At 35.6% G+C, this 18,967-nt stretch carries 31 protein-coding genes and 1 pseudogene; all 32 read left to right on the forward strand.

From position 1 onward, the window contains the following. The first annotated feature begins 7 nt into the window (after positions 1 to 7). The 32 genes and pseudogenes from fusA to H5J23_RS03280 all read left to right on the forward strand — a co-directional run bounded on the left by fusA (position 8) and on the right by H5J23_RS03280 (position 18,961). Positions 8 to 2,089, forward strand: coding sequence for an elongation factor G (fusA, locus tag H5J23_RS03125; protein WP_023051097.1), 2,082 nt, complete (start codon positions 8 to 10; stop codon positions 2,087 to 2,089). A gap of 112 nt (positions 2,090 to 2,201) precedes the next feature. Then, complete coding sequence (tuf, locus tag H5J23_RS03130) at positions 2,202 to 3,386, forward strand: elongation factor Tu (protein WP_040406695.1); 1,185 nt, start codon at positions 2,202 to 2,204, stop codon at positions 3,384 to 3,386. A 205-nt stretch (positions 3,387 to 3,591) separates the two neighbouring features. Further along, on the forward strand, positions 3,592 to 3,903 hold the full coding sequence (gene rpsJ / locus H5J23_RS03135) for a 30S ribosomal protein S10 (RefSeq protein WP_023050803.1): 312 nt from the start codon (positions 3,592 to 3,594) through the stop codon (positions 3,901 to 3,903). A 183-nt stretch (positions 3,904 to 4,086) separates the two neighbouring features. Further along, positions 4,087 to 4,713, forward strand: coding sequence for a 50S ribosomal protein L3 (gene rplC / locus H5J23_RS03140; RefSeq protein ID WP_040407289.1), 627 nt, complete (start codon positions 4,087 to 4,089; stop codon positions 4,711 to 4,713). Positions 4,714 to 4,743: 30 nt separating this feature from the next. Continuing rightward, the gene (rplD, locus tag H5J23_RS03145) at positions 4,744 to 5,376 is read left to right on the forward strand and encodes a 50S ribosomal protein L4 (RefSeq protein ID WP_023050805.1); all 633 of its coding nucleotides are present in this window, start codon (positions 4,744 to 4,746) and stop codon (positions 5,374 to 5,376) included. After that, positions 5,376 to 5,663 carry a 50S ribosomal protein L23 gene (rplW, locus tag H5J23_RS03150; protein ID WP_023050806.1) on the forward strand — a complete coding sequence of 96 codons (288 nt, stop codon included), beginning with the start codon at positions 5,376 to 5,378 and terminating at the stop codon, positions 5,661 to 5,663. The genes rplD and rplW overlap by 1 nt, the downstream gene beginning before the upstream one ends. An 89-nt stretch (positions 5,664 to 5,752) precedes the next feature. Further along, complete coding sequence (gene rplB / locus H5J23_RS03155; protein ID WP_023050807.1) at positions 5,753 to 6,583, forward strand: 50S ribosomal protein L2; 831 nt, start codon at positions 5,753 to 5,755, stop codon at positions 6,581 to 6,583. A gap of 24 nt (positions 6,584 to 6,607) precedes the next feature. Beyond that, positions 6,608 to 6,889 carry a 30S ribosomal protein S19 gene (gene rpsS / locus H5J23_RS03160; protein WP_023050808.1) on the forward strand — a complete coding sequence of 94 codons (282 nt, stop codon included), beginning with the start codon at positions 6,608 to 6,610 and terminating at the stop codon, positions 6,887 to 6,889. A gap of 47 nt (positions 6,890 to 6,936) precedes the next feature. Beyond that, the gene (gene rplV, locus H5J23_RS03165; RefSeq protein WP_023050809.1) at positions 6,937 to 7,269 is read left to right on the forward strand and encodes a 50S ribosomal protein L22; all 333 of its coding nucleotides are present in this window, start codon (positions 6,937 to 6,939) and stop codon (positions 7,267 to 7,269) included. Positions 7,270 to 7,284: 15 nt separating this feature from the next. Then, a pseudogene (rpsC, locus tag H5J23_RS03170) lies at positions 7,285 to 7,854 on the forward strand (30S ribosomal protein S3); the annotation flags it as partial. 87 nt (positions 7,855 to 7,941) lie between these two features. Further along, entirely contained in the window at positions 7,942 to 8,364 is a 423-nt protein-coding gene (gene rplP, locus H5J23_RS03175) for a 50S ribosomal protein L16 (RefSeq protein WP_023050811.1), read from the forward strand. After that, positions 8,364 to 8,546, forward strand: coding sequence for a 50S ribosomal protein L29 (rpmC, locus tag H5J23_RS03180; protein ID WP_023050812.1), 183 nt, complete (start codon positions 8,364 to 8,366; stop codon positions 8,544 to 8,546). Before rplP ends, rpmC begins: the two co-directional genes overlap by 1 nt. Before the next feature lie 50 nt (positions 8,547 to 8,596). Beyond that, positions 8,597 to 8,848 (forward strand): 30S ribosomal protein S17, encoded by a 252-nt coding sequence (gene rpsQ / locus H5J23_RS03185; protein ID WP_023050813.1) that lies wholly within the window; start codon positions 8,597 to 8,599, stop codon positions 8,846 to 8,848. 34 nt (positions 8,849 to 8,882) lie between these two features. After that, positions 8,883 to 9,251: a 50S ribosomal protein L14 gene (gene rplN, locus H5J23_RS03190; protein WP_023050814.1), complete on the forward strand. Its 369-nt coding sequence runs from the start codon at positions 8,883 to 8,885 to the stop codon at positions 9,249 to 9,251. Positions 9,252 to 9,273: 22 nt separating this feature from the next. Next, a complete protein-coding gene (rplX, locus tag H5J23_RS03195) occupies positions 9,274 to 9,615 on the forward strand; it encodes a 50S ribosomal protein L24 (protein WP_023050815.1) in 342 nt (113 codons plus the stop codon). 18 nt (positions 9,616 to 9,633) lie between these two features. Further along, a complete protein-coding gene (rplE, locus tag H5J23_RS03200) occupies positions 9,634 to 10,185 on the forward strand; it encodes a 50S ribosomal protein L5 (protein ID WP_023050816.1) in 552 nt (183 codons plus the stop codon). Between the two features lie 22 nt (positions 10,186 to 10,207). After that, positions 10,208 to 10,495, forward strand: coding sequence for a 30S ribosomal protein S14 (gene rpsN / locus H5J23_RS03205; RefSeq protein ID WP_023050817.1), 288 nt, complete (start codon positions 10,208 to 10,210; stop codon positions 10,493 to 10,495). A 23-nt stretch (positions 10,496 to 10,518) separates the two neighbouring features. Beyond that, entirely contained in the window at positions 10,519 to 10,914 is a 396-nt protein-coding gene (gene rpsH, locus H5J23_RS03210; protein WP_023050818.1) for a 30S ribosomal protein S8, read from the forward strand. Positions 10,915 to 10,932: 18 nt separating this feature from the next. Beyond that, a complete protein-coding gene (rplF, locus tag H5J23_RS03215) occupies positions 10,933 to 11,469 on the forward strand; it encodes a 50S ribosomal protein L6 (protein WP_023050819.1) in 537 nt (178 codons plus the stop codon). A 47-nt stretch (positions 11,470 to 11,516) separates the two neighbouring features. After that, entirely contained in the window at positions 11,517 to 11,885 is a 369-nt protein-coding gene (rplR, locus tag H5J23_RS03220) for a 50S ribosomal protein L18 (RefSeq protein ID WP_023050820.1), read from the forward strand. Positions 11,886 to 11,909: 24 nt separating this feature from the next. Continuing rightward, positions 11,910 to 12,410: a 30S ribosomal protein S5 gene (gene rpsE, locus H5J23_RS03225; protein ID WP_023050821.1), complete on the forward strand. Its 501-nt coding sequence runs from the start codon at positions 11,910 to 11,912 to the stop codon at positions 12,408 to 12,410. Positions 12,411 to 12,423: 13 nt separating this feature from the next. Beyond that, positions 12,424 to 12,606: a 50S ribosomal protein L30 gene (rpmD, locus tag H5J23_RS03230; protein ID WP_023050822.1), complete on the forward strand. Its 183-nt coding sequence runs from the start codon at positions 12,424 to 12,426 to the stop codon at positions 12,604 to 12,606. Between the two features lie 3 nt (positions 12,607 to 12,609). Beyond that, the gene (gene rplO / locus H5J23_RS03235) at positions 12,610 to 13,089 is read left to right on the forward strand and encodes a 50S ribosomal protein L15 (protein WP_023050823.1); all 480 of its coding nucleotides are present in this window, start codon (positions 12,610 to 12,612) and stop codon (positions 13,087 to 13,089) included. Positions 13,090 to 13,126: 37 nt separating this feature from the next. Beyond that, on the forward strand, positions 13,127 to 14,407 hold the full coding sequence (secY, locus tag H5J23_RS03240) for a preprotein translocase subunit SecY (protein WP_023050824.1): 1,281 nt from the start codon (positions 13,127 to 13,129) through the stop codon (positions 14,405 to 14,407). A gap of 57 nt (positions 14,408 to 14,464) precedes the next feature. After that, a complete protein-coding gene (locus H5J23_RS03245) occupies positions 14,465 to 15,106 on the forward strand; it encodes an adenylate kinase (protein WP_040407298.1) in 642 nt (213 codons plus the stop codon). 25 nt (positions 15,107 to 15,131) lie between these two features. After that, entirely contained in the window at positions 15,132 to 15,899 is a 768-nt protein-coding gene (gene map / locus H5J23_RS03250) for a type I methionyl aminopeptidase (protein ID WP_023050826.1), read from the forward strand. A 91-nt stretch (positions 15,900 to 15,990) separates the two neighbouring features. Beyond that, the gene (gene infA / locus H5J23_RS03255) at positions 15,991 to 16,209 is read left to right on the forward strand and encodes a translation initiation factor IF-1 (RefSeq protein WP_040407300.1); all 219 of its coding nucleotides are present in this window, start codon (positions 15,991 to 15,993) and stop codon (positions 16,207 to 16,209) included. 28 nt (positions 16,210 to 16,237) lie between these two features. Continuing rightward, a complete protein-coding gene (gene rpmJ / locus H5J23_RS03260; RefSeq protein ID WP_040407302.1) occupies positions 16,238 to 16,351 on the forward strand; it encodes a 50S ribosomal protein L36 in 114 nt (37 codons plus the stop codon). 154 nt (positions 16,352 to 16,505) lie between these two features. Next, complete coding sequence (rpsM, locus tag H5J23_RS03265; protein ID WP_023050828.1) at positions 16,506 to 16,862, forward strand: 30S ribosomal protein S13; 357 nt, start codon at positions 16,506 to 16,508, stop codon at positions 16,860 to 16,862. A gap of 56 nt (positions 16,863 to 16,918) precedes the next feature. Further along, positions 16,919 to 17,308 carry a 30S ribosomal protein S11 gene (gene rpsK / locus H5J23_RS03270; RefSeq protein ID WP_023050829.1) on the forward strand — a complete coding sequence of 130 codons (390 nt, stop codon included), beginning with the start codon at positions 16,919 to 16,921 and terminating at the stop codon, positions 17,306 to 17,308. A 61-nt stretch (positions 17,309 to 17,369) separates the two neighbouring features. Then, positions 17,370 to 17,957: a 30S ribosomal protein S4 gene (rpsD, locus tag H5J23_RS03275; protein ID WP_023050830.1), complete on the forward strand. Its 588-nt coding sequence runs from the start codon at positions 17,370 to 17,372 to the stop codon at positions 17,955 to 17,957. A 26-nt stretch (positions 17,958 to 17,983) separates the two neighbouring features. Then, positions 17,984 to 18,961: a DNA-directed RNA polymerase subunit alpha gene (locus H5J23_RS03280; protein ID WP_023050831.1), complete on the forward strand. Its 978-nt coding sequence runs from the start codon at positions 17,984 to 17,986 to the stop codon at positions 18,959 to 18,961. Positions 18,962 to 18,967 lie beyond the last annotated feature (6 nt).

Consider the following 18,967-nt stretch of genomic DNA (forward strand, 5'->3'; position numbering starts at 1 on the left):
TAACAAAATGGCTAGAAGCGTTTCTTTAGAAATGACTAGAAACATTGGTATCATGGCTCACATCGACGCAGGAAAGACTACTACAACAGAGAGAATCTTATTCTATACTGGAGTAGCTCATAAAATTGGAGAGGTTCACGAAGGTGCCGCTACAATGGACTGGATGGAGCAAGAGCAAGAGAGAGGTATCACAATTACTTCTGCTGCTACAACATGTTTCTGGAAAAATCACAGAGTAAATATAATAGACACACCAGGACACGTGGACTTTACAGTTGAGGTTGAAAGATCTCTAAGAGTACTTGACGGTGCAGTTGCTGTATTCTCAGCAGTTGACGGAGTACAACCACAGTCTGAAACAGTTTGGAGACAAGCTGACAAATATGGTGTACCTAGAATAGCTTTCTTTAATAAAATGGACAGAATCGGAGCTAACTTCGAAATGTGTGTTAACGATATTAGAGAAAAATTAGGATCTAATCCAGTACCTATTCAATTACCAATCGGTGCTGAGGATGACTTCGAAGGAGTTATCGACTTATTAGCAATGAAAGAGATTGTATGGCCAAAAGATTCTGACAATGGACAGAATTTTGAAGTTAAAGATATCAGAGCTGAATTAGCAGATGCTGCTGAAGAAGCTAGAAACTTCATGATCGAATCAGTAGTAGAAACTTCTGATGAGTTAATGGAGAAATTCTTCGGAGGAGAAGAAATCTCTGAAGCTGAAATCAACGTTGCTTTAAGAGCTGCAACATTAGCAAACACAATAGTACCAGTTACTTGTGGAACTGCATTCAAAAACAAAGGAGTTCAAGCTTTACTAGATGCTATCATCGCGTACATGCCAGCTCCAACAGATAAAGGAATAATCAAAGGAACAGACGTTAAGAACGAAGAGTTAGAAATAACTAGAGAGATTTCAGATAACTCTCCATTTGCTGCTTTAGCATTTAAAGTTATGACTGACCCATTTGTTGGAAGATTAACATTCTTCAGAGTTTACTCAGGAGTTCTAACAAAAGGATCTTACGTTTTAAACTCAACAAAAGGTAAAAAAGAGAGAATGGGAAGAATTCTTCAAATGCACGCAAACAAAAGAGAGGAAATCGAAGTTGTTTACTGTGGAGATATCGCAGCAGCAGTTGGATTAAAAGATACAACTACTGGAGATACTCTATGTGCTGAAGATGCTCCAATCGTTCTAGAGAAAATGGAGTTCCCTGAGCCAGTAATCTCAGTTGCAGTTGAGCCTAAGACAAAAGTTGACCAAGAGAAAATGGGTCTAGCTTTATCAAAGCTTGCTGAAGAGGATCCTACATTCAGAGTTAAAACTGATGAGGAAACTGGACAAGTAATCATCTCAGGAATGGGAGAATTACACTTAGAGATCATCGTTGATAGAATGAAAAGAGAATTCAAAGTTGAGTCAACAGTTGGTAAACCACAAGTTGCTTACAGAGAAACTATAACTCTTAAACAAGATCAAGAAGTTAAGTATGCTAAGCAATCTGGAGGAAAAGGACAATTCGGACACGTTAAGATTACTCTTGAGCCAAACCCTGGTAAAGAGTTCGAATTTGTTAACAAAATAACAGGAGGAGCAATTCCTAGAGAATATATTCCTGCTGTTGAAAAAGGATGTAGAGAAGCTCTTGAAGGTGGAGTTGTAGCTGGATACCCTATGGTTGACTTAAAAGTTACACTTTATGATGGATCATACCATGAGGTTGACTCGTCAGAGATGGCGTTCAAAATTGCTGGATCTATGGCACTTAAGCAAGCTGCTCAAAAAGCAAAACCAATCATCCTTGAGCCAATCTTCAAAGTAGAAGTAACTACTCCAGAAGAGTACATGGGAGATATCATAGGAGATATCAACTCAAGAAGAGGAATGATCGGAGGAATGACTGATAGAAACGGAGCGAAGATAATCAACGCTAAAGTACCTTTATCAGAAATGTTCGGATATGCAACTGACTTAAGATCTAAATCTCAAGGAAGAGCAACTTACTCTATGGAATTTGAAGAGTATGCACAAGTTCCTGCGTCAGTTCAAAAAGCTATCCAAGAAGAGAGAGGAAGATAATAATTTATCTTTTTTAAAACTTCAACTTGAAAAAAGTTTAATAATGTTGTGACTCTTAGTTGAGTCACAACAAAAATTATAAAATACAAAGAAAAATAGGAGGAAATTTCAAATGGCTAAAGAAAAATTTGAAAGAAGCAAACCGCACGTTAACATTGGAACAATCGGACACGTTGACCACGGAAAAACAACAACAACAGCAGCAATATCAAAAGTATTATCAGATATGGGACTAGCTAAGAAAGTAGATTTCGCTAACATCGACGCTGCACCAGAAGAGAGAGAAAGAGGAATCACAATCAATACAGCTCACATCGAGTACGAAACAGTAGAGAGACACTACGCGCACGTTGACTGTCCAGGTCACGCGGATTACGTAAAGAACATGATCACTGGAGCAGCACAAATGGACGGAGCTATCTTAGTTGTATCAGCAGCAGATGGTCCAATGCCACAAACAAGAGAGCACATCCTATTATCAAGACAGGTTGGAGTTCCATACATCGTAGTATACTTAAACAAAGCTGACATGGTAGACGACGAAGAGTTATTAGAGTTAGTTGAAATGGAAGTAAGAGAGTTATTAACAGAGTACGGATTCCCAGGAGACGATTTACCAGTAATAATGGGATCATCTTTAGGAGCAATGAACGGAGAAGAGAAATGGGTTAACCAAATCAAAGCTCTAATGGACGCTGTAGATTCTTACATTCCAACACCTGCAAGAGCAGTAGACCAACCATTCCTAATGCCAATTGAGGATGTATTCACAATTACAGGAAGAGGAACAGTTGTAACTGGAAGAGTAGAAAGAGGAATTGTAAAAGTTGGAGAAGAGATTGAAATAGTAGGAATCAAAGATACTACAAAATCAACTTGTACAGGAGTAGAGATGTTCAGAAAGCTGTTAGATCAAGGTCAAGCAGGAGATAACATCGGAGCATTATTAAGAGGAATCAAGAAAGAGGATGTTGAAAGAGGACAAGTATTATGTAAGCCAGGATCAATATTACCACATACAGGATTCAAATCAGAGGTATACGTATTAACTAAGGAAGAGGGAGGAAGACATACTCCATTCTTCTCAGGATACAGACCACAGTTCTACTTCAGAACTACAGATATAACTGGAGCAATCAACTTACCTGAGGGAGTAGAAATGGTAATGCCAGGAGATAACATTGAGATGACAGTAGAGTTAATCCACCCAATCGCAATGGAGCCAGGATTAAGATTCGCGATCAGAGAGGGAGGAAGAACAGTAGCTTCTGGAGTTGTTGCAGAAATTACTAAGTAATCTTACTTAATATATAGTGAAATTTAGTTCATATAGGAGGGGACTTCGTCCCCTTTTATATTCTTAAAAAAGCTAGGTAAAAAAACTTTTAAATAAAAACAAAAAACATTTGCTTTTTGTAAAAAATGTGATATAATTACCAGAGTGTACAAAAGAATTATTTAATTCTTTTAATCGAAACTTTTAAGGAGGTGCGAAAAGTAAAATGGCTTCTAACAAGTTAAGAATTTACTTAAAAGCTTATGATCACACTTTATTAGATCAATCAGCTAAAAAAATAGTAGAAGTAGCAAAGAAATCTGGAGCAGAAATTGCAGGACCTATGCCACTACCTACAAAGATTAAAAAATATACTGTACTAAGATCAGTACACGTAAACAAAGACTCGAGAGAGCAATTCGAGATGAGAGTGCACAGAAGAATGGTAGAGATTAAAAACTCTAACCCTAAGACAATTGCTTCTTTAACAGCAGTTAACTTACCAGCTGGTGTTGGAATCGAAATAAAGCAAGCATAATTGTTTGAAAGAAAAGATTCTGAGAAAAAAGCAGACGGCTGATTTTCGGGTAATTTGATGCTAATTGAAGAATTAAATTATCCTTACAGAATAATACAAGTTGGCGTTTTTTTTTAAAGAAAAAGTGGTGGAACCACGAGGGCAAGTTGTCAACCAATATATTATTTGATGGAGGTAAAACACATGTCAGGAATTTTAGCAAAAAAAATTGGAATGACTCAAATTTTCGAAGATGGAAAATTTATTCCAGTTACAGTTGTTGAAGCTGGACCTAACTATGTTCTTCAAAAGAAGACTGTAGAGAATGATGGTTACTCAGCTTTACAATTAGGATTTGACGAGAAAAAAGAAAAAAATACTACAAAGCCATTAATGGGAATTTTTAACAAAGCTGGTGTAAAGCCATTAAGATTTGTTAAAGAGTTAAAAGTTGATTCAGTAGAAGGAATCGAACTTGGACAAGAGATTAAAGTAGATGCTTTAGCAGAGGTTGCTTTCGTAGACATTACAGGAACTTCAAAAGGTAAAGGAACATCAGGAGTTATGAAGAGACATAACTTCAGTGGAAACAGAGCTTCACACGGTGTTTCTAGAAACCACAGACTTGGAGGATCTATAGGAATGTCGTCTTGGCCTGGAAAAGTTCTTAAGAACAAGAAAATGGCTGGACAATACGGAAATGCAACTGTAACAGTTCAAAACTTAAAAATTGTTAAAGTTGACGCAGAAAACAACTTACTACTAATTAAAGGTGCAGTACCTGGTCCAAAGAACGGATATATCGTTGTAAAGCCAGCTGTAAAGAAATAATTAGTTAGTAGATGAGGAAGGAGGAAAATAATGGCAGTTTTAAACATATATGACTTAGCAGGAAACCAAACTGGTACTGTAGAAGTTAAAGATTCTGTATTTGGAATCGAGCCTAATCAAGCAGTATTACATGAAGTATTAACTGCAGAGTTAGCAGCTGCTAGACAAGGAACTGCAGCTACTAAAACTAGAGCTATGGTTAAAGGTGGAGGAAGAAAGCCTTTTAAACAAAAAGGAACTGGTAGAGCTAGACAAGGTTCTATAAGAGCTCCACACATGGTAGGTGGAGGAGTAACATTCGGACCACAACCAAGATCATATGAGAAAAAAGTAAACAAAAAAGTAAGAAATCTTGCTTTAAGATCAGCACTTTCTGCGAAAGTTGCTGCTGGAGAAATCTTAGTTCTTGATGGAACTATCGAAGCTCCAAAAACAAAAACAATAATCGCTTTAACAAATGCTTTAACAGCAAACACAAAGCAATTATTTGTTGTAAATGACCTTGCTACAGAAGCTGATTACAACTTATACTTATCAGCTAGAAACTTAGAGAACGCAGTAGTTCTTCAACCAAATGAGATTGGAGTTTACTGGTTATTAAAGCAAGAGAAAGTTATCGTAACTAAGGAAGCGTTAACGACAATCGAGGAGGTGCTTGCATAATGACTGCTTACGATATCGTAAAGAAGCCTGTAATCACTGAAAAAACTGAAATTTTAAGAAGAGATTACAACAAGTACACATTTGAGGTAAGTCCTAAAGCAAATAAAGTTGAGATTAGAAAAGCTATCGAAACTATATTTAACGTAAAAGTTGAATCTGTAGCTACAATCAACGTAAAGCCAGTTACTAAGAGACATGGAATGAAACTTTACAAGACTCAAGCTAAGAAAAAAGCTATTGTTAAATTAGCTGCTGGAAACACAATAACTTACTTCGCAGAAGTATAATTGAAAGATAATTAGAGGTTTAGTTCTTTATATATAAAAGGATAAAGCTAAAGATAATTATAGGTCAGGAAATTTTGGAGGTTAACAAAATGGCAATTAGAAAGTTAAATGCTATAACTAATGGTACTAGACATATGTCTAGATTAGTTAACGAAGATTTAGATAAAGTTAGACCTGAAAAGTCTTTAACTACTCCATTAAAATCTGCTTATGGTAGAGATAACTATGGACACAGAACTTGTAGAAATAGAGACAAGGGACACAAAAGACTTTACAGAATCATCGACTTTAAAAGAAATAAATTAGATGTACCTGCAAAGGTAGTATCACTAGAGTACGATCCAAATAGAACTGCAAACATTGCATTACTATCGTACGCAGACGGAGAGAAGAGATATATTCTTGCTCCAAAGGGACTTAAGAAAGGTGATATCGTAATGGCTGGTTCAAATGCTGAAATAAAGCCAGGAAATGCTCTTAAATTAAAAGAGATGCCTGTTGGATCACAGATACACAACGTTGAGTTACAAAGAGGAAAGGGTGGACAATTAGTTAGATCTGCAGGAACTGCAGCAAGACTAGTTGCAAAAGAAGGAACTTACTGTCACGTTCAGTTACCATCAGGTGAATTAAGATTAATTCACGGAGAATGTATGGCAACTATCGGTGAAGTAGGAAACTCTGAGCACAGCCTAGTATCACTAGGTAAAGCTGGAAGAAACAGACACAAAGGAAGAAGACCTCACGTAAGAGGATCTGTAATGAACCCTTGTGATCACCCACACGGTGGAGGAGAAGGTAAAGCTCCTGTTGGAAGAAAATCTCCTATGACTCCTTGGGGTAAACCAGCTCATGGTGTTAAGACAAGAGGAAGAAAAACTTCAGACAAGTTTATCGTAAGAAGAAGAAACGAAAAGTAATTTTCGAGAGGAGGCTAATAGGTAATGGCTAGATCATTAAAAAAAGGACCTTTTTGTGACCACCACTTAATGAAAAAAGTTGAGGAAGCAGTAGCTACTGAGAATATAAAAGCGGTAATAAAGACTTGGTCTAGAAGATCAACAATATTCCCTAACTTTATAGGATTAACATTTGGTGTTTACAATGGTAAAAAGCACATACCAGTTCATGTAACTGAGCAAATGGTTGGACATAAACTAGGTGAGTTCGCACCAACTAGAACATACTATGGTCACGGTGTAGACAAAAAGAAAAAGAAAAAATAATCGATTTTAAATTAATAAATTGATAGTAGGAAAAGGAGGTTGGACTAGTGGAAGCTAGAGCAATAACTAGATTCGTAAGATTATCTCCAAGAAAAGCTAGACTTGTAGCAGACTTAGTGAGAGGAAAATCAGCATTAGAAGCTTTAGATACGTTAGAATTTACTAACAAAAAAGCAGCTAGATTTATAAAGAAAACACTAGCATCAGCAATTGCTAATGCAACTAACAACTTCAACATGGATGAGGAGAAGTTAGTAGTATCAACTATAATGATAAACGACGGACCAGCGCTTAAGAGAATAATGCCAAGAGCGATGGGAAGAGCAGATATAATAAGAAAACCAACAGCACACATTGTTGTGGCAGTGTCTGAAAAGTAGTAAGGAGGTAAGACTGTGGGACAAAAAGTAGACCCTAGAGGACTGAGACTTGGAATAACAAGAACTTGGGATTCTATCTGGTATGCAGATAAAAAAGAATACGCAAAGTTCTTCCATGAAGATACAAAGATCAGAGAAATGATCAAAAAGAACTACTTCCACGCGGGAATTTCGAAGGTAAAAATCGAGAGAACTTCTCCGTCACACGTTGTAGTTTTAATACACACAGCTAAAGCTGGAATAATCATCGGAAGAAAAGGTTCTGAAATAGAATCATTAAGAGCTAAACTTGAAGCAATGACTGGAAGAAAAGTTACAGTTAAAGTTCAAGAGGTTAAAGAATTTAATAAAGATGCAACTTTAGTTGCAGAAAATATAGCTACATCTATCGAGAAAAGAGTAGCTTACAAAAGAGCAGTAAGTCAAGCTGTTATGAGAGCAATGAAAGCAGGAGCAAAAGGAATTAAAGTTATGGTTTCTGGAAGATTAAATGGTGCTGAGATCGCAAGATCTGAGTGGGTAGTAGAAGGAAAAGTACCTCTACATACATTAAGAGCAGATATCGACTATGCAACAGCTACATCTCATACAACATATGGAGCTCTTGGAATCAAGGTTTGGATCTTCCACGGTGAAGTACTTCCAACTGAAGGAAGGAGGGGAAGCGTAATCATGTTAATGCCTAAAAGAACGAAACATAGAAAAATGTTTAGAGGAAGAATGAAGGGTACAGCTCAAAGAGGTAACACTGTTGCTTTCGGAGATTACGGATTACAAGCCCTTGAGCCAGCATGGATAACAAACAGACAGATTGAATCTTGTAGAGTTGGAATCAACAGAACATTCAAAAGAGAAGGTAAGACTTTTATTAGAATATTCCCTGATAAGCCAATTACTGCTAGACCAGCTGGAGTAAGAATGGGTAAAGGTAAAGGAAACGTAGAAGGTTGGGTAGCAGTAGTTAAACCTGGAAGAATAATGTTCGAGGTATCTGGTGTTACTGAAGAGAAAGCAATAGCAGCTTTAAGAAAAGCTTCTATGAAACTTCCTATCAGATGTAAGATTGTAAAAAGAGAGAATGGTGGTGAGAACTAATGAGAGCTAAGGAAATAAGAGAAATATCTACTGAAGACTTAGTAGTAAAGTGTAAAGAGCTTAAGGAAGAACTTTTCAACCTAAAGTTTCAACTTTCATTAGGACAAGTAACTAACACTGCTAAGATTAGAGAAGTAAGAAGAGAGATCGCAAGAATAAACACTATATTAAACGAAAGATAATTAAATCTTAAAGTTAGGATATAGATTCTTAAGAAGAGGAGGTCAAAATCTTGAGAAACGAGAGAAAAGTAAGAGAAGGAATCGTTGTTTCTGATAAGATGGACAAGACGATAGTTGTTGCTATCGAAACAATGACATTACACCCAATCTACAAAAAGAGAGTTAAGAAGACTATGAAGTTCAAAGCACATGACGAGAACAACGTAGCTCAAACTGGAGATAAAGTAAGAATCATGGAAACTAGACCATTATCTAGAGATAAGAGATGGAGACTAGTTGATATTATAGAGAAAGCTAGATAATAATCCAAATTATTGTTGAGAGGAGGATAATTTAATGGTACAACAACAAACTATCCTTAATGTTGCTGATAACTCGGGAGCTAAAAAACTTATGGTTATAAGAGTTCTTGGAGGATCTAGAAGAAGATTCGGAAGAATCGGTGACATTGTTGTGGCATCAGTTAAGGAAGCAATACCTGGTGGAAACGTTAAAAAAGGAGACGTAGTAAAAGCAGTTATTGTTAGAACAAGAAAAGAATTAAGAAGAGAAGATGGATCATATATTAAATTTGATGATAACGCAGCTGTTATCTTAAATAACAATAATGAACCAAAAGCAACAAGAATATTCGGACCAGTTGCAAGAGAATTAAGAGCTAAAGACTTCATGAAGATAGTTTCACTAGCTCCAGAAGTAATATAATTGAGAGAGGAGGCTAATTGTCGTGGCTAAACCTAAGATTAAATTTGTACCAGAGTCATTACATGTAAAAACTGGAGATACAGTTTACGTAATATCTGGAAAAGATAAAGGAAAAACAGGTAAGGTTTTAAAAGTATTCCCTAAAAAAGGAAAGATCGTTGTTGAGAACATCAATATGATCACAAAACATATGAAACCTTCACAAATAAACCCACAAGGTGGAGTTGTAACTAAACCAGCTCCAATGTTCTCTTCAAAAGTAATGTTATTTGATGAGAAAGCTGGTAAACCAACTAGAGTTGGATACAAGTTTGTGGACGGTAAAAAAGTAAGATACTCTAAAGTATCTGGAGAAACTTTATAAGAGAGGAGGAGAACGTAAGTGTCTAAATACGTTTCTAGATATCATAAGTTATATAACGAAACAATAGTTGCTAACTTAATAAAAGAGTTAGGATTATCTAACGTTATGGAATGTCCAAAATTAGACAGAATCGTTGTTAACATGGGAGTAGGAGAGGCAACTCAAAACTCTAAGTTAATCGATGCTGCAATGGCTGATTTAGCAATAATCACAGGACAAAAGCCAGTTGTAAGAAAAGCAAAAAAATCAGAAGCTGGATTTAAGTTAAGAGAAGGAATGCCAATCGGTGCAAAAGTTACTTTAAGAAAAGAGAGAATGTACGATTTTCTAGATAGATTAGTAAATGTAGTTCTTCCAAGAGTAAGAGACTTCGAAGGAGTTCCAGCGGATTCATTCGACGGAAGAGGAAACTACTCTTTAGGATTAAGAGATCAATTAGTTTTCCCTGAGATCGAATTTGATAAAGTTGACAAGCTTTTAGGAATGTCTATCACTATAGTATCTTCAGCTAAAACAGATGAAGAAGGAAGAGCTTTACTTAAGGCATTCGGAATGCCTTTTAAAAAGTAAATAGTGAGGAGGTTAATAATAAATGGCTAAAAAGTCAATGATCGCTAGAGAAGTTAAAAGAACAACTTTATGCGACAAATATGCTGAAAAAAGAGCTGAGCTGAAGAAGAGAATCAACGAGGGAGATATGGAAGCTATGTTTGAGCTAAACAAATTACCTAAGAACTCTTCAGAAGTTAGAAAGAAAAATAGATGTCAATTAGATGGAAGACCAAGAGGATTCATGAGAGAATTCGGAATTTCGAGAGTTAAGTTCAGACAATTAGCAGGTGCTGGACTTATTCCAGGTGTGAAGAAGTCATCTTGGTAATTGATGAAAGGAGGATTTAATAGATGTTTTTAACAGATCCAATTGCAGATATGTTAACAAGAGTTAGAAATGCAAATGCTGTAATGCATGAGAAAACAGATGTTCCTCACTCTAACGTAAAAGAGAGAATCGCTGAGATTTTAAAAGAAGAGGGATATATTTCTAACTACAAAATTGTAACAGATGGAAATAAAAAGAATATAAGAGTATACTTAAAGTATGACGGAAAAGAAAGAGTAATCAAAGGAATCAAGAGAATATCTAAGCCAGGAAGAAGAGTTTATTCTTCTGTAGAGGATATGCCAAGAGTATTATCAGGTTTAGGAATCGCTATTGTTTCAACTTCTAAAGGAATCGTAACAGATAGAACTGCTAGAAGAGAGAACATGGGTGGAGAAATTCTTGCATTCGTTTGGTAATAACTAGGAGGTAGCCATATGTCAAGAGTAGGTAAAAAGATCATAGTGGTACCTGCTGGGGTAGAAGTTACATTAGCTGCAGGAAACGTAGTTACTGTAAAAGGACCTAAAGGTACTTTAACTAAAAAATTTAACGAAGAGTTAACAATAAATGTAGAAAACAATGAGATCACAGTTGCAAGACCAAACGATCTACCAGCTGTAAGAGCTATACACGGAACTACAAGAGCACTTTTAAACAACATGGTTGTTGGAGTATCTGAAGGTTTCAAGAAAACTCTTACACTTGTTGGAGTTGGATACAGAGCTACTGAGAAAAATGCTGGATTAGAGATGGCTTTAGGTTATTCTCACCCAGTTGTAATCAATGCTGTTGAAGGAATCAAAATGACAGTTGAGAAAAATACAACTATCCACATTGAAGGAATAGAGAAAGATGTAGTAGGACAAGTTGCTGCTGACATCAGATCTAAGAGAGCTCCAGAGCCTTACAAAGGAAAAGGAGTTAAGTATTCTGACGAAGTAATCAGAAGAAAAGAAGGTAAGAAATCATAATACTAACTAAAAAATGTTAGTGTGCTGAGAATAAGGAGGTTAAAAAGTTGTTTAAGAGAGTTAATAGAGACGCTATTAGAAGAAGAAAGCACTTATCTATCAGAAGCAAGATTTCTGGTACAGCTGAGAGACCAAGACTTTCTATATATAGATCAAACAACAACATTTTTGCTCAATTAGTTGATGACGTAAATGGAGTAACTTTAGTTTCTGCATCTACTATCGATAAAGAGATCAAAGGAAATGTAAAGCACGGTGGAAACATCGAGTCTGCTAAGCTTGTTGGAAAAGCAATCGCTGAAAGAGCTGTAGCAAAAGAAATATCTGTTATAGTATTTGACAGATCTGGATATAAATACACAGGAAGAGTAGCTGCCCTTGCAGAGGCTGCAAGAGAAGCAGGACTTAAATTCTAATTCTTGTAGAGAGGAGGACTTCACTTGTCTAAGTTAGTTAAAGAAGAAAAACAATTTCAAGAGAAATTATTGAAGATTTCTAGAGTTTCTAAGACAACTAAAGGAGGAAGAACTATATCTTTCTCTGTTTTAGCTGCTGTAGGAGACGCTGAAGGAAACGTAGGAATAGGACTAGGAAAAGCGAATGGTGTACCTGATGCAATCAGAAAAGCAATCGCTTCTGCTAAGAAAAACATGGTAAAGGTTTCATTAAAAGGAACTACTATTCCTCACGAAATCGTTGGTAAATGGGGAGCAACATCTATATGGATGGCACCAGCTTATGAAGGTACTGGAGTTATCGCAGGATCATCTTGTAGAGAGATTCTTGAGTTAGCAGGAGTACATAATATCCTTACAAAAATTAAAGGATCAAGAAATAAGTTCAACGTTGCAAGAGCTACAATTGAAGGATTAGCAGCATTAAGAACTGCTGAAGAAGTTGCAGCTTTAAGAGGAAAAGAAGTAAAGGAAATCTTAAGCTAGGAGGTAAAAAAAGATGGCAAAGCTTAGAATAGAGCTTGTAAAAAGCATAATCGGAAGAAAGCCTAACCATATAGCAACTGCAAAGTCGCTAGGGCTTAAGAAGATGAATGATGTTAGAGAGCACAATGTAACTCCAGAATTAATGGGAAAAATTGCTCAAATATCTTACCTAATAAAAGTAGAGGAGGTGCAATAATCAATGAAATTAAATGAATTAAAGCCTTCTGTACCAAGAAAAGCTAGAAAAAGAATCGGAAGAGGAGAGTCTTCTGGATTAGGAAAGACTGCTGGAAAAGGAAGCAATGGACAAAACTCTAGAGCTGGAGGAGGGGTAAAACCTTACTTCGAGGGTGGACAAATGCCTTTATACAGAAGAACTCCAAAGAGAGGATTCTCTAACGCAATATTCAGAAAAGATTATGCAATAATAAACTTATGTGATTTAAATAGATTCGAAGAGGGAACAGAAGTAACTCCAGAGTTATTAGTAGCTGCTGGTGTTATCAAGAAAACTCTTGCTGGAATCAAAGTTTTAGGAAACGGAGAGCTAGAGAAGAAAGTATCTGTAAAAGCTCACAAAGTTTCTGCTTCTGCGAAAGCAGCTATCGAAGCAAAAGGTGGATCTGTAGAGATTCTTGAAGTTAAAACTTTTGCTGATGTAGCAAAAAATAACAAGTAATTAAAAGACTAGTTATTTCAATGTGAGGTGAAGAATTTTGGGTTTAATTGAAAAGTTTGAAACGAAGCTTAGAGGTATATTTAAAATTCCGGAACTGAGAGAGAGAATCATCTTCACCTTATTAATGTTCCTAGTAGCTAGGGTAGGGACATATATCCCTGCTCCTGGTGTGGACATTGATCGTTTGGCTCAAATGACTGCGCAAAGTGATTTACTAGGATATATTAATATGTTCTCAGGTGGGGCTTTCCAAAGAGTATCTATATTTGCATTGGGAATTGTACCATATATCAATTCATCAATCGTATTTAGTTTACTTGCTGTAATTATCCCTAAAATCGAAGAAATTCAAAAAGAGGGAGAATCAGGAAGAAATAAGATTACTCAATGGACTAGATACCTAACAATTGTAATAGCTATAGTCCAAGGAATTGGGGTATGCACTTGGTTACAATCGGTAGGATTAGTAACAACACCAGGGTTTACATTTTTCTTAACAACAATAACAACTTTAACGGCAGGAACAATATTTTTAATGTGGGTAGGGGAACAAATATCTATCAAAGGTATAGGTAATGGAGTTTCGCTACTAATCTTTTTAAATGTTATTTCAGGAGCTCCAGGAGCTGTTATTCAAACTATACAAGATATGAGAGGGAGTAAGTTTCTTATTCCTGTTTTGTTATTAGTGGGGATTGCTGCAATTATAACAATTGCGGGAATTGTTGTATTCCAATTAGGGCAAAGAAAAATACCAGTTCACTATGTAGGAAGAGGATTTGCTGGAAATAATGGAATGGGTCAGAATTCATATATTCCATTGAAGTTAAATAGTTCAGGAGTAATGCCTGTAATTTTCGCTTCAGTGGTGATGATGATACCTTCTTTAGTAGTAAACATGCTTCCCGGAGAGTTTTCTGGAAAGGTAATACTTGCTAGAATATTTGGTGACCAGCATCCTGTATATTTAATACTATATGCTGCTGTAATTATATTCTTCTCGTTCTTCTACACTTCAATAGTTTTCGATCCTGAAAAGGTTGCAGAAAACTTAAAACAAGGTGGAGGTACGATTCCAAGTATTAGACCTGGAGCAGATACGGCTGATTATCTTGAAGGAGTTGTAACTAGAATAACTTGGGGTGGAGCTATATTTTTAGCTTTAATCGCAATTGCACCTATGGTACTATTTAAAGCTTTTGGACTACCAATATTCTTTGGTGGAACAGGAATAATAATAGTAGTAGGGGTAGCACTAGATACTGTACAACAGATAGATGCTCACCTTATCATGAAAGAGTATAAGGGATTTTTATAAAATCTTGGCACGGCATATGTCGTGCCCTTTTTATTTTTAACAAAGGAGATGAATGTAATGAATATAATGTTATTCGGAGCACCTGGTGCTGGAAAAGGAACACAAGCAAAATTCATAATTGATAAGTATGGAATTCCACAAATTTCAACTGGTGATATGCTAAGAGCTGCTATATCAGAAGGAACTGAAATGGGAATGGAAGCTAAGAAATTTATGGATGAAGGAAAATTAGTTCCAGATTCAACTATAATAGGAATAATAAAAGATAGATTATCACAGGAAGACTGTAAAAAAGGATTTATTTTAGATGGATTTCCAAGAACATTAGCGCAAGCAGAAGCATTAGAGGTACTATTAAAAGAATTAAATATGAATTTAGATAAAGTTATCTCTTTAAATGTTCCTGATTCATTAATAGTTGGAAGAGTAGTTGGAAGAAGAGTTTGTCCAAACTGTGGAGCATCTTTCCATATTGAAAATAATCCACCAAAAGTAGAGGGGAAATGTGACTACTGTGGATCAGACTTAATTATAAGAAAAGATGATAATAAGGACACTGTTGAAAAAAGATTATCTGCATATCATGAGCAAACAGCACCTCTATTTAATTTTTACTCTGAAAGAGGAGTAATGGTAGAGTTAGACGGAACTAAAGAGATAAATGAAATTGCAAAGGAAATCTTTAATATTTTAGGATAACTTTAGAAACCCAGAAAGGAAAATTATGGTTATAATAAAAACTAGAGAAGAAATAGAAAAAATAAAAAAACCATGTCAATTAATTGCAAGATTATATACAGAATATCTACCAAAATATATAAAACCTGGAATTTCTACATATGAATTAAATAAAATTATTGAAGATTATTTAATTGATAATGGTGCAGAACCAGCTACAATAGGTGTTGGAGGACCAATAAATCCTTATCCAGCAGGTTCTTGTATCTCTGTAAATGAAGAGGTAGTTCATGGGGTTCCAAAAAATGACAAAATTCTTCAAAATGGAGATATTGTAAGTGTTGATGTAGTAGCAAGAATAGATGGATTTTATGGAGATTCAGCAATAACATATGCAGTAGGTGAAATTGATGAAGAATCACAAAAATTAATTGATGTTACTAGAGAAGCGAGAAGAATTGGAATTGAAGAAGCAGTTGCAGGAAATAGACTTGGTGATATAGGAAATGCAATCCAAAAATATGTAGAATCAAATGGATTTACTGTAGTTAAAGATTTTGCTGGGCACGGAGTAGGAAAAGCTATGCATGAAGATCCTTGTATCCCAAACTTTGGTAGAAAAGGTAGAGGGTTAAAAATCGAGGAAGGTATGGTTTTAGCTATAGAACCAATGGTTAACATTGGAACTTACAAAGTGAATATAACTAATGATGGATGGACAGTAGTAACAAGAGATGGGAAGCGTTCAGCACATTTCGAGCACACTGTTGCCATAATAGATGGAAAACCTGTTGTTTTAACTGAGTTAGACTAATAAAAATAACAATAAAAATGTTAAAAATTAGCTAGACTTTTTGTAAAATAAATGTTAAAATAATATGAATTTCTGTTCGATAGGAGGTAGTATGTCGAAAAAGGATGTTATCGAATTAGAAGGAACTATATTAGAGGCCCTTCCAAATGCGATGTTTAAGGTTGAATTAGAAAATGGACACACAATTTTAGGGCACATCTCTGGTAAAATGAGAATGAATTACATTAAAATTTTACCTGGAGACAAAGTAACGGTACAAATTTCTCCATATGATTTATCTAGGGGAAGAATAGTATACAGAAAAAAGTAAAGTTATGATCACGAGAGGAGGTAATTAAGTGAAAGTAAGAGTATCAATTAAGCCTATTTGTGACAAATGTAAAGTTATCAAGAGACACGGGAAAATCAGAGTAATCTGTGAAAACCCTAAGCACAAACAAGTACAAGGATAACTTGAAAAGTTTTGCAAACTAGTACTGACATGGGAAGTACTGTAAAGGTATGTTAGGCTGTAGAGCTAGTACTCGAAAGAGGCATACCGAAGAAAGTCTTAGTCAGTTAATATACTGACGGATATATAAAATTTTCGGAAGAGGAGGAAAAATTTTGGCTAGAATCGCAGGAGTAGATATTCCTAGAAACAAAAGAATAGAGATTGCTCTAACTTACGTTTACGGAATTGGAAAACCAACTTCACAAAAAGTATTAACAGAAGCAGGAGTAAACTTTGACACTAGAGTAAAGGATTTAACTGAAGAAGAGTTAAACAAAATCAGAGCCATTGTTGAAACTATCAAGGTAGAGGGAGATCTTAGAAAAGAGATCAGACTTGCAATAAAGAGACTTATGGACATTAGATGTTACAGAGGTTCAAGACACAAGATGAACTTACCAGTAAGAGGACAAAAGTCAAAAACAAATGCAAGAACTAGAAAAGGACCTAAAAAGCCTATAAAGAGATAGTTTAAAGCTAATTGTAGTATATAAGAACGGAATTTTATCGTAAGGAGGTAGCTAAATTGGCTAAGAAGAAAGTAGCTAAAATCAAGAAGAAATTGAAAAATATTCCTAACGGAGTAGCTCATATACACTCAACTTTCAACAACACAATAGTAGCAATTACTGATGTGGAAGGTAAAGTAGTAAGCTGGAAATCAGGAGGAACTTCTGGTTTTAAGGGAACTAAAAAAGGAACTCCATTCGCAGCTCAAATCGCAGCAGAGCAAGCAGCTCATATTGCAATGGAAAACGGAATGAAGAAGGTTGAAGTAAAAGTGAAAGGACCTGGATCAGGTAGAGAAGCATGTATAAGATCTCTACAGGCAGCAGGATTAGAGGTTACAAAGATAACTGACGTAACTCCAGTTCCACACAACGGATGTAGACCACCAAAAAGAAGAAGAGTGTAATACACTTTTCTAAGCTCATTATCGTAGAAATTTATTAAGTGTAAGGAGGAACAATAAAGAGATGGCAAGAAATAGACAACCTGTTTTAAAGAAATGTAGAGCTCTTGGAATCGACCCAGTTGTTTTAGGAGTTAACAAATCTTCTAATAGAGGGCCAAGACCAAATGCAAATAGAAAGCCTACAGAGTATGCAATTCAGTTAAACGAAAAGCAAAAAGCTAAATTTATATACAATGTAATGGAGAAGCAATTCAGAAAATTATATGATGAGGCTTCAAGAAAGGATGGAGTTACTGGTTTAACTTTAATCCAATATTTAGAGAGAAGATTAGAGAACGTAGTTTACAGACTAGGATTCGCTAAAACTAGAAGACAAGCTAGACAAATAGTGTCTCACGGACACGTTGCTGTTAACGGAAGAAGAGTTAACATCGCATCTTATAGAGTAAAAGCAGGGGATGTAGTATCTGTAATTGAGAACTCAAAAAATATCGAGTTAATCAAATCTGCAGTAGAAGAGAAAACAGTTCCAGCATGGTTAGAGTTAGATAAAGCTAACTTCGCAGGAAAAGTTCTTCAGAACCCAACTAAAGACGATTTAGATTTCGATCTAAACGAAGCTTTAATAGTTGAGTTCTATTCAAGATAATAAATCCTTTGACAGGAGTTGATTAAATGTTAAAAATAGAAAAACATGCTAAGGGTATTAACATTACCGAATTAAAAACAAGTGACTTTTCTGGTCAATATGTTATAGAACCTTTATATAGAGGATATGGACATACAATTGGTAATGCTTTGAGAAGAGTTTTACTATCATCTATACCTGGTGCTGCCGTTAAAGGTGTTAGAATCGACGGAGTACTAAGCGAATTTTCAGTTATGGAAGGTGTTAAAGAGGCTGTAACTGAAATAATGCTAAATGTAAAAGAGGTAGTAATAAAGGCAGAAACTGCTGGAGAAAGAAAAATGACTCTTTCTGCAAAGGGACCTAAGACTGTTACAGCTGCTGATATAATACCAGATATCGGATTAGAGATTGTAAATCCAGATCAAATTATTTGTACATTAACTACAGATAGAGAGATCGATATGGAATTCATAGTTGATACTGGTGAAGGATTTGTTGTTGCTGAAGAGATAGAGAAAAAAGATTGGGCTGTAGATTTTATAGCAGTTGATGCTATATATACACCAATCAGAAAAGTATCTTACTCAGTTCAGGATACAATGGTTGGAAGAATGACTGATTTCGATAAGTTAACTTTAAACATAGAAACAGACGGAAGTGTTGAGATAAGAGATGCTATTTCTTATGCAATAGAGCTTCTAAAGTATCATTTAGATCCGTTCCTTGACTTAGGGAATAGAATGGATCACTTAAGAGTAGATCTTGAGGAAGAGGAGGAAACTCCTACATCAACTGCTAAGGCTGATGATGTATTAAATACAAGAATAGAAGAGCTAGATTTAACAGTTAGATCATTTAACTGTTTAAAGAAAGCTGGAATAGAGGAAGTTGGACAGTTGGCAAGAATGTCAATGAACGAACTTCTAAAAATAAAGAATCTAGGAAGAAAATCACTAGATGAGATCCTTGAAAAGATGAAAGAACTTGGGTTCGATCTAAATGGAAATGGATCTGTAGAATAATTAGAT

This window comes from Cetobacterium sp. 2G large, assembly GCF_014250655.1.
GTDB lineage: Bacteria > Fusobacteriota > Fusobacteriia > Fusobacteriales > Fusobacteriaceae > Cetobacterium_A > Cetobacterium_A somerae.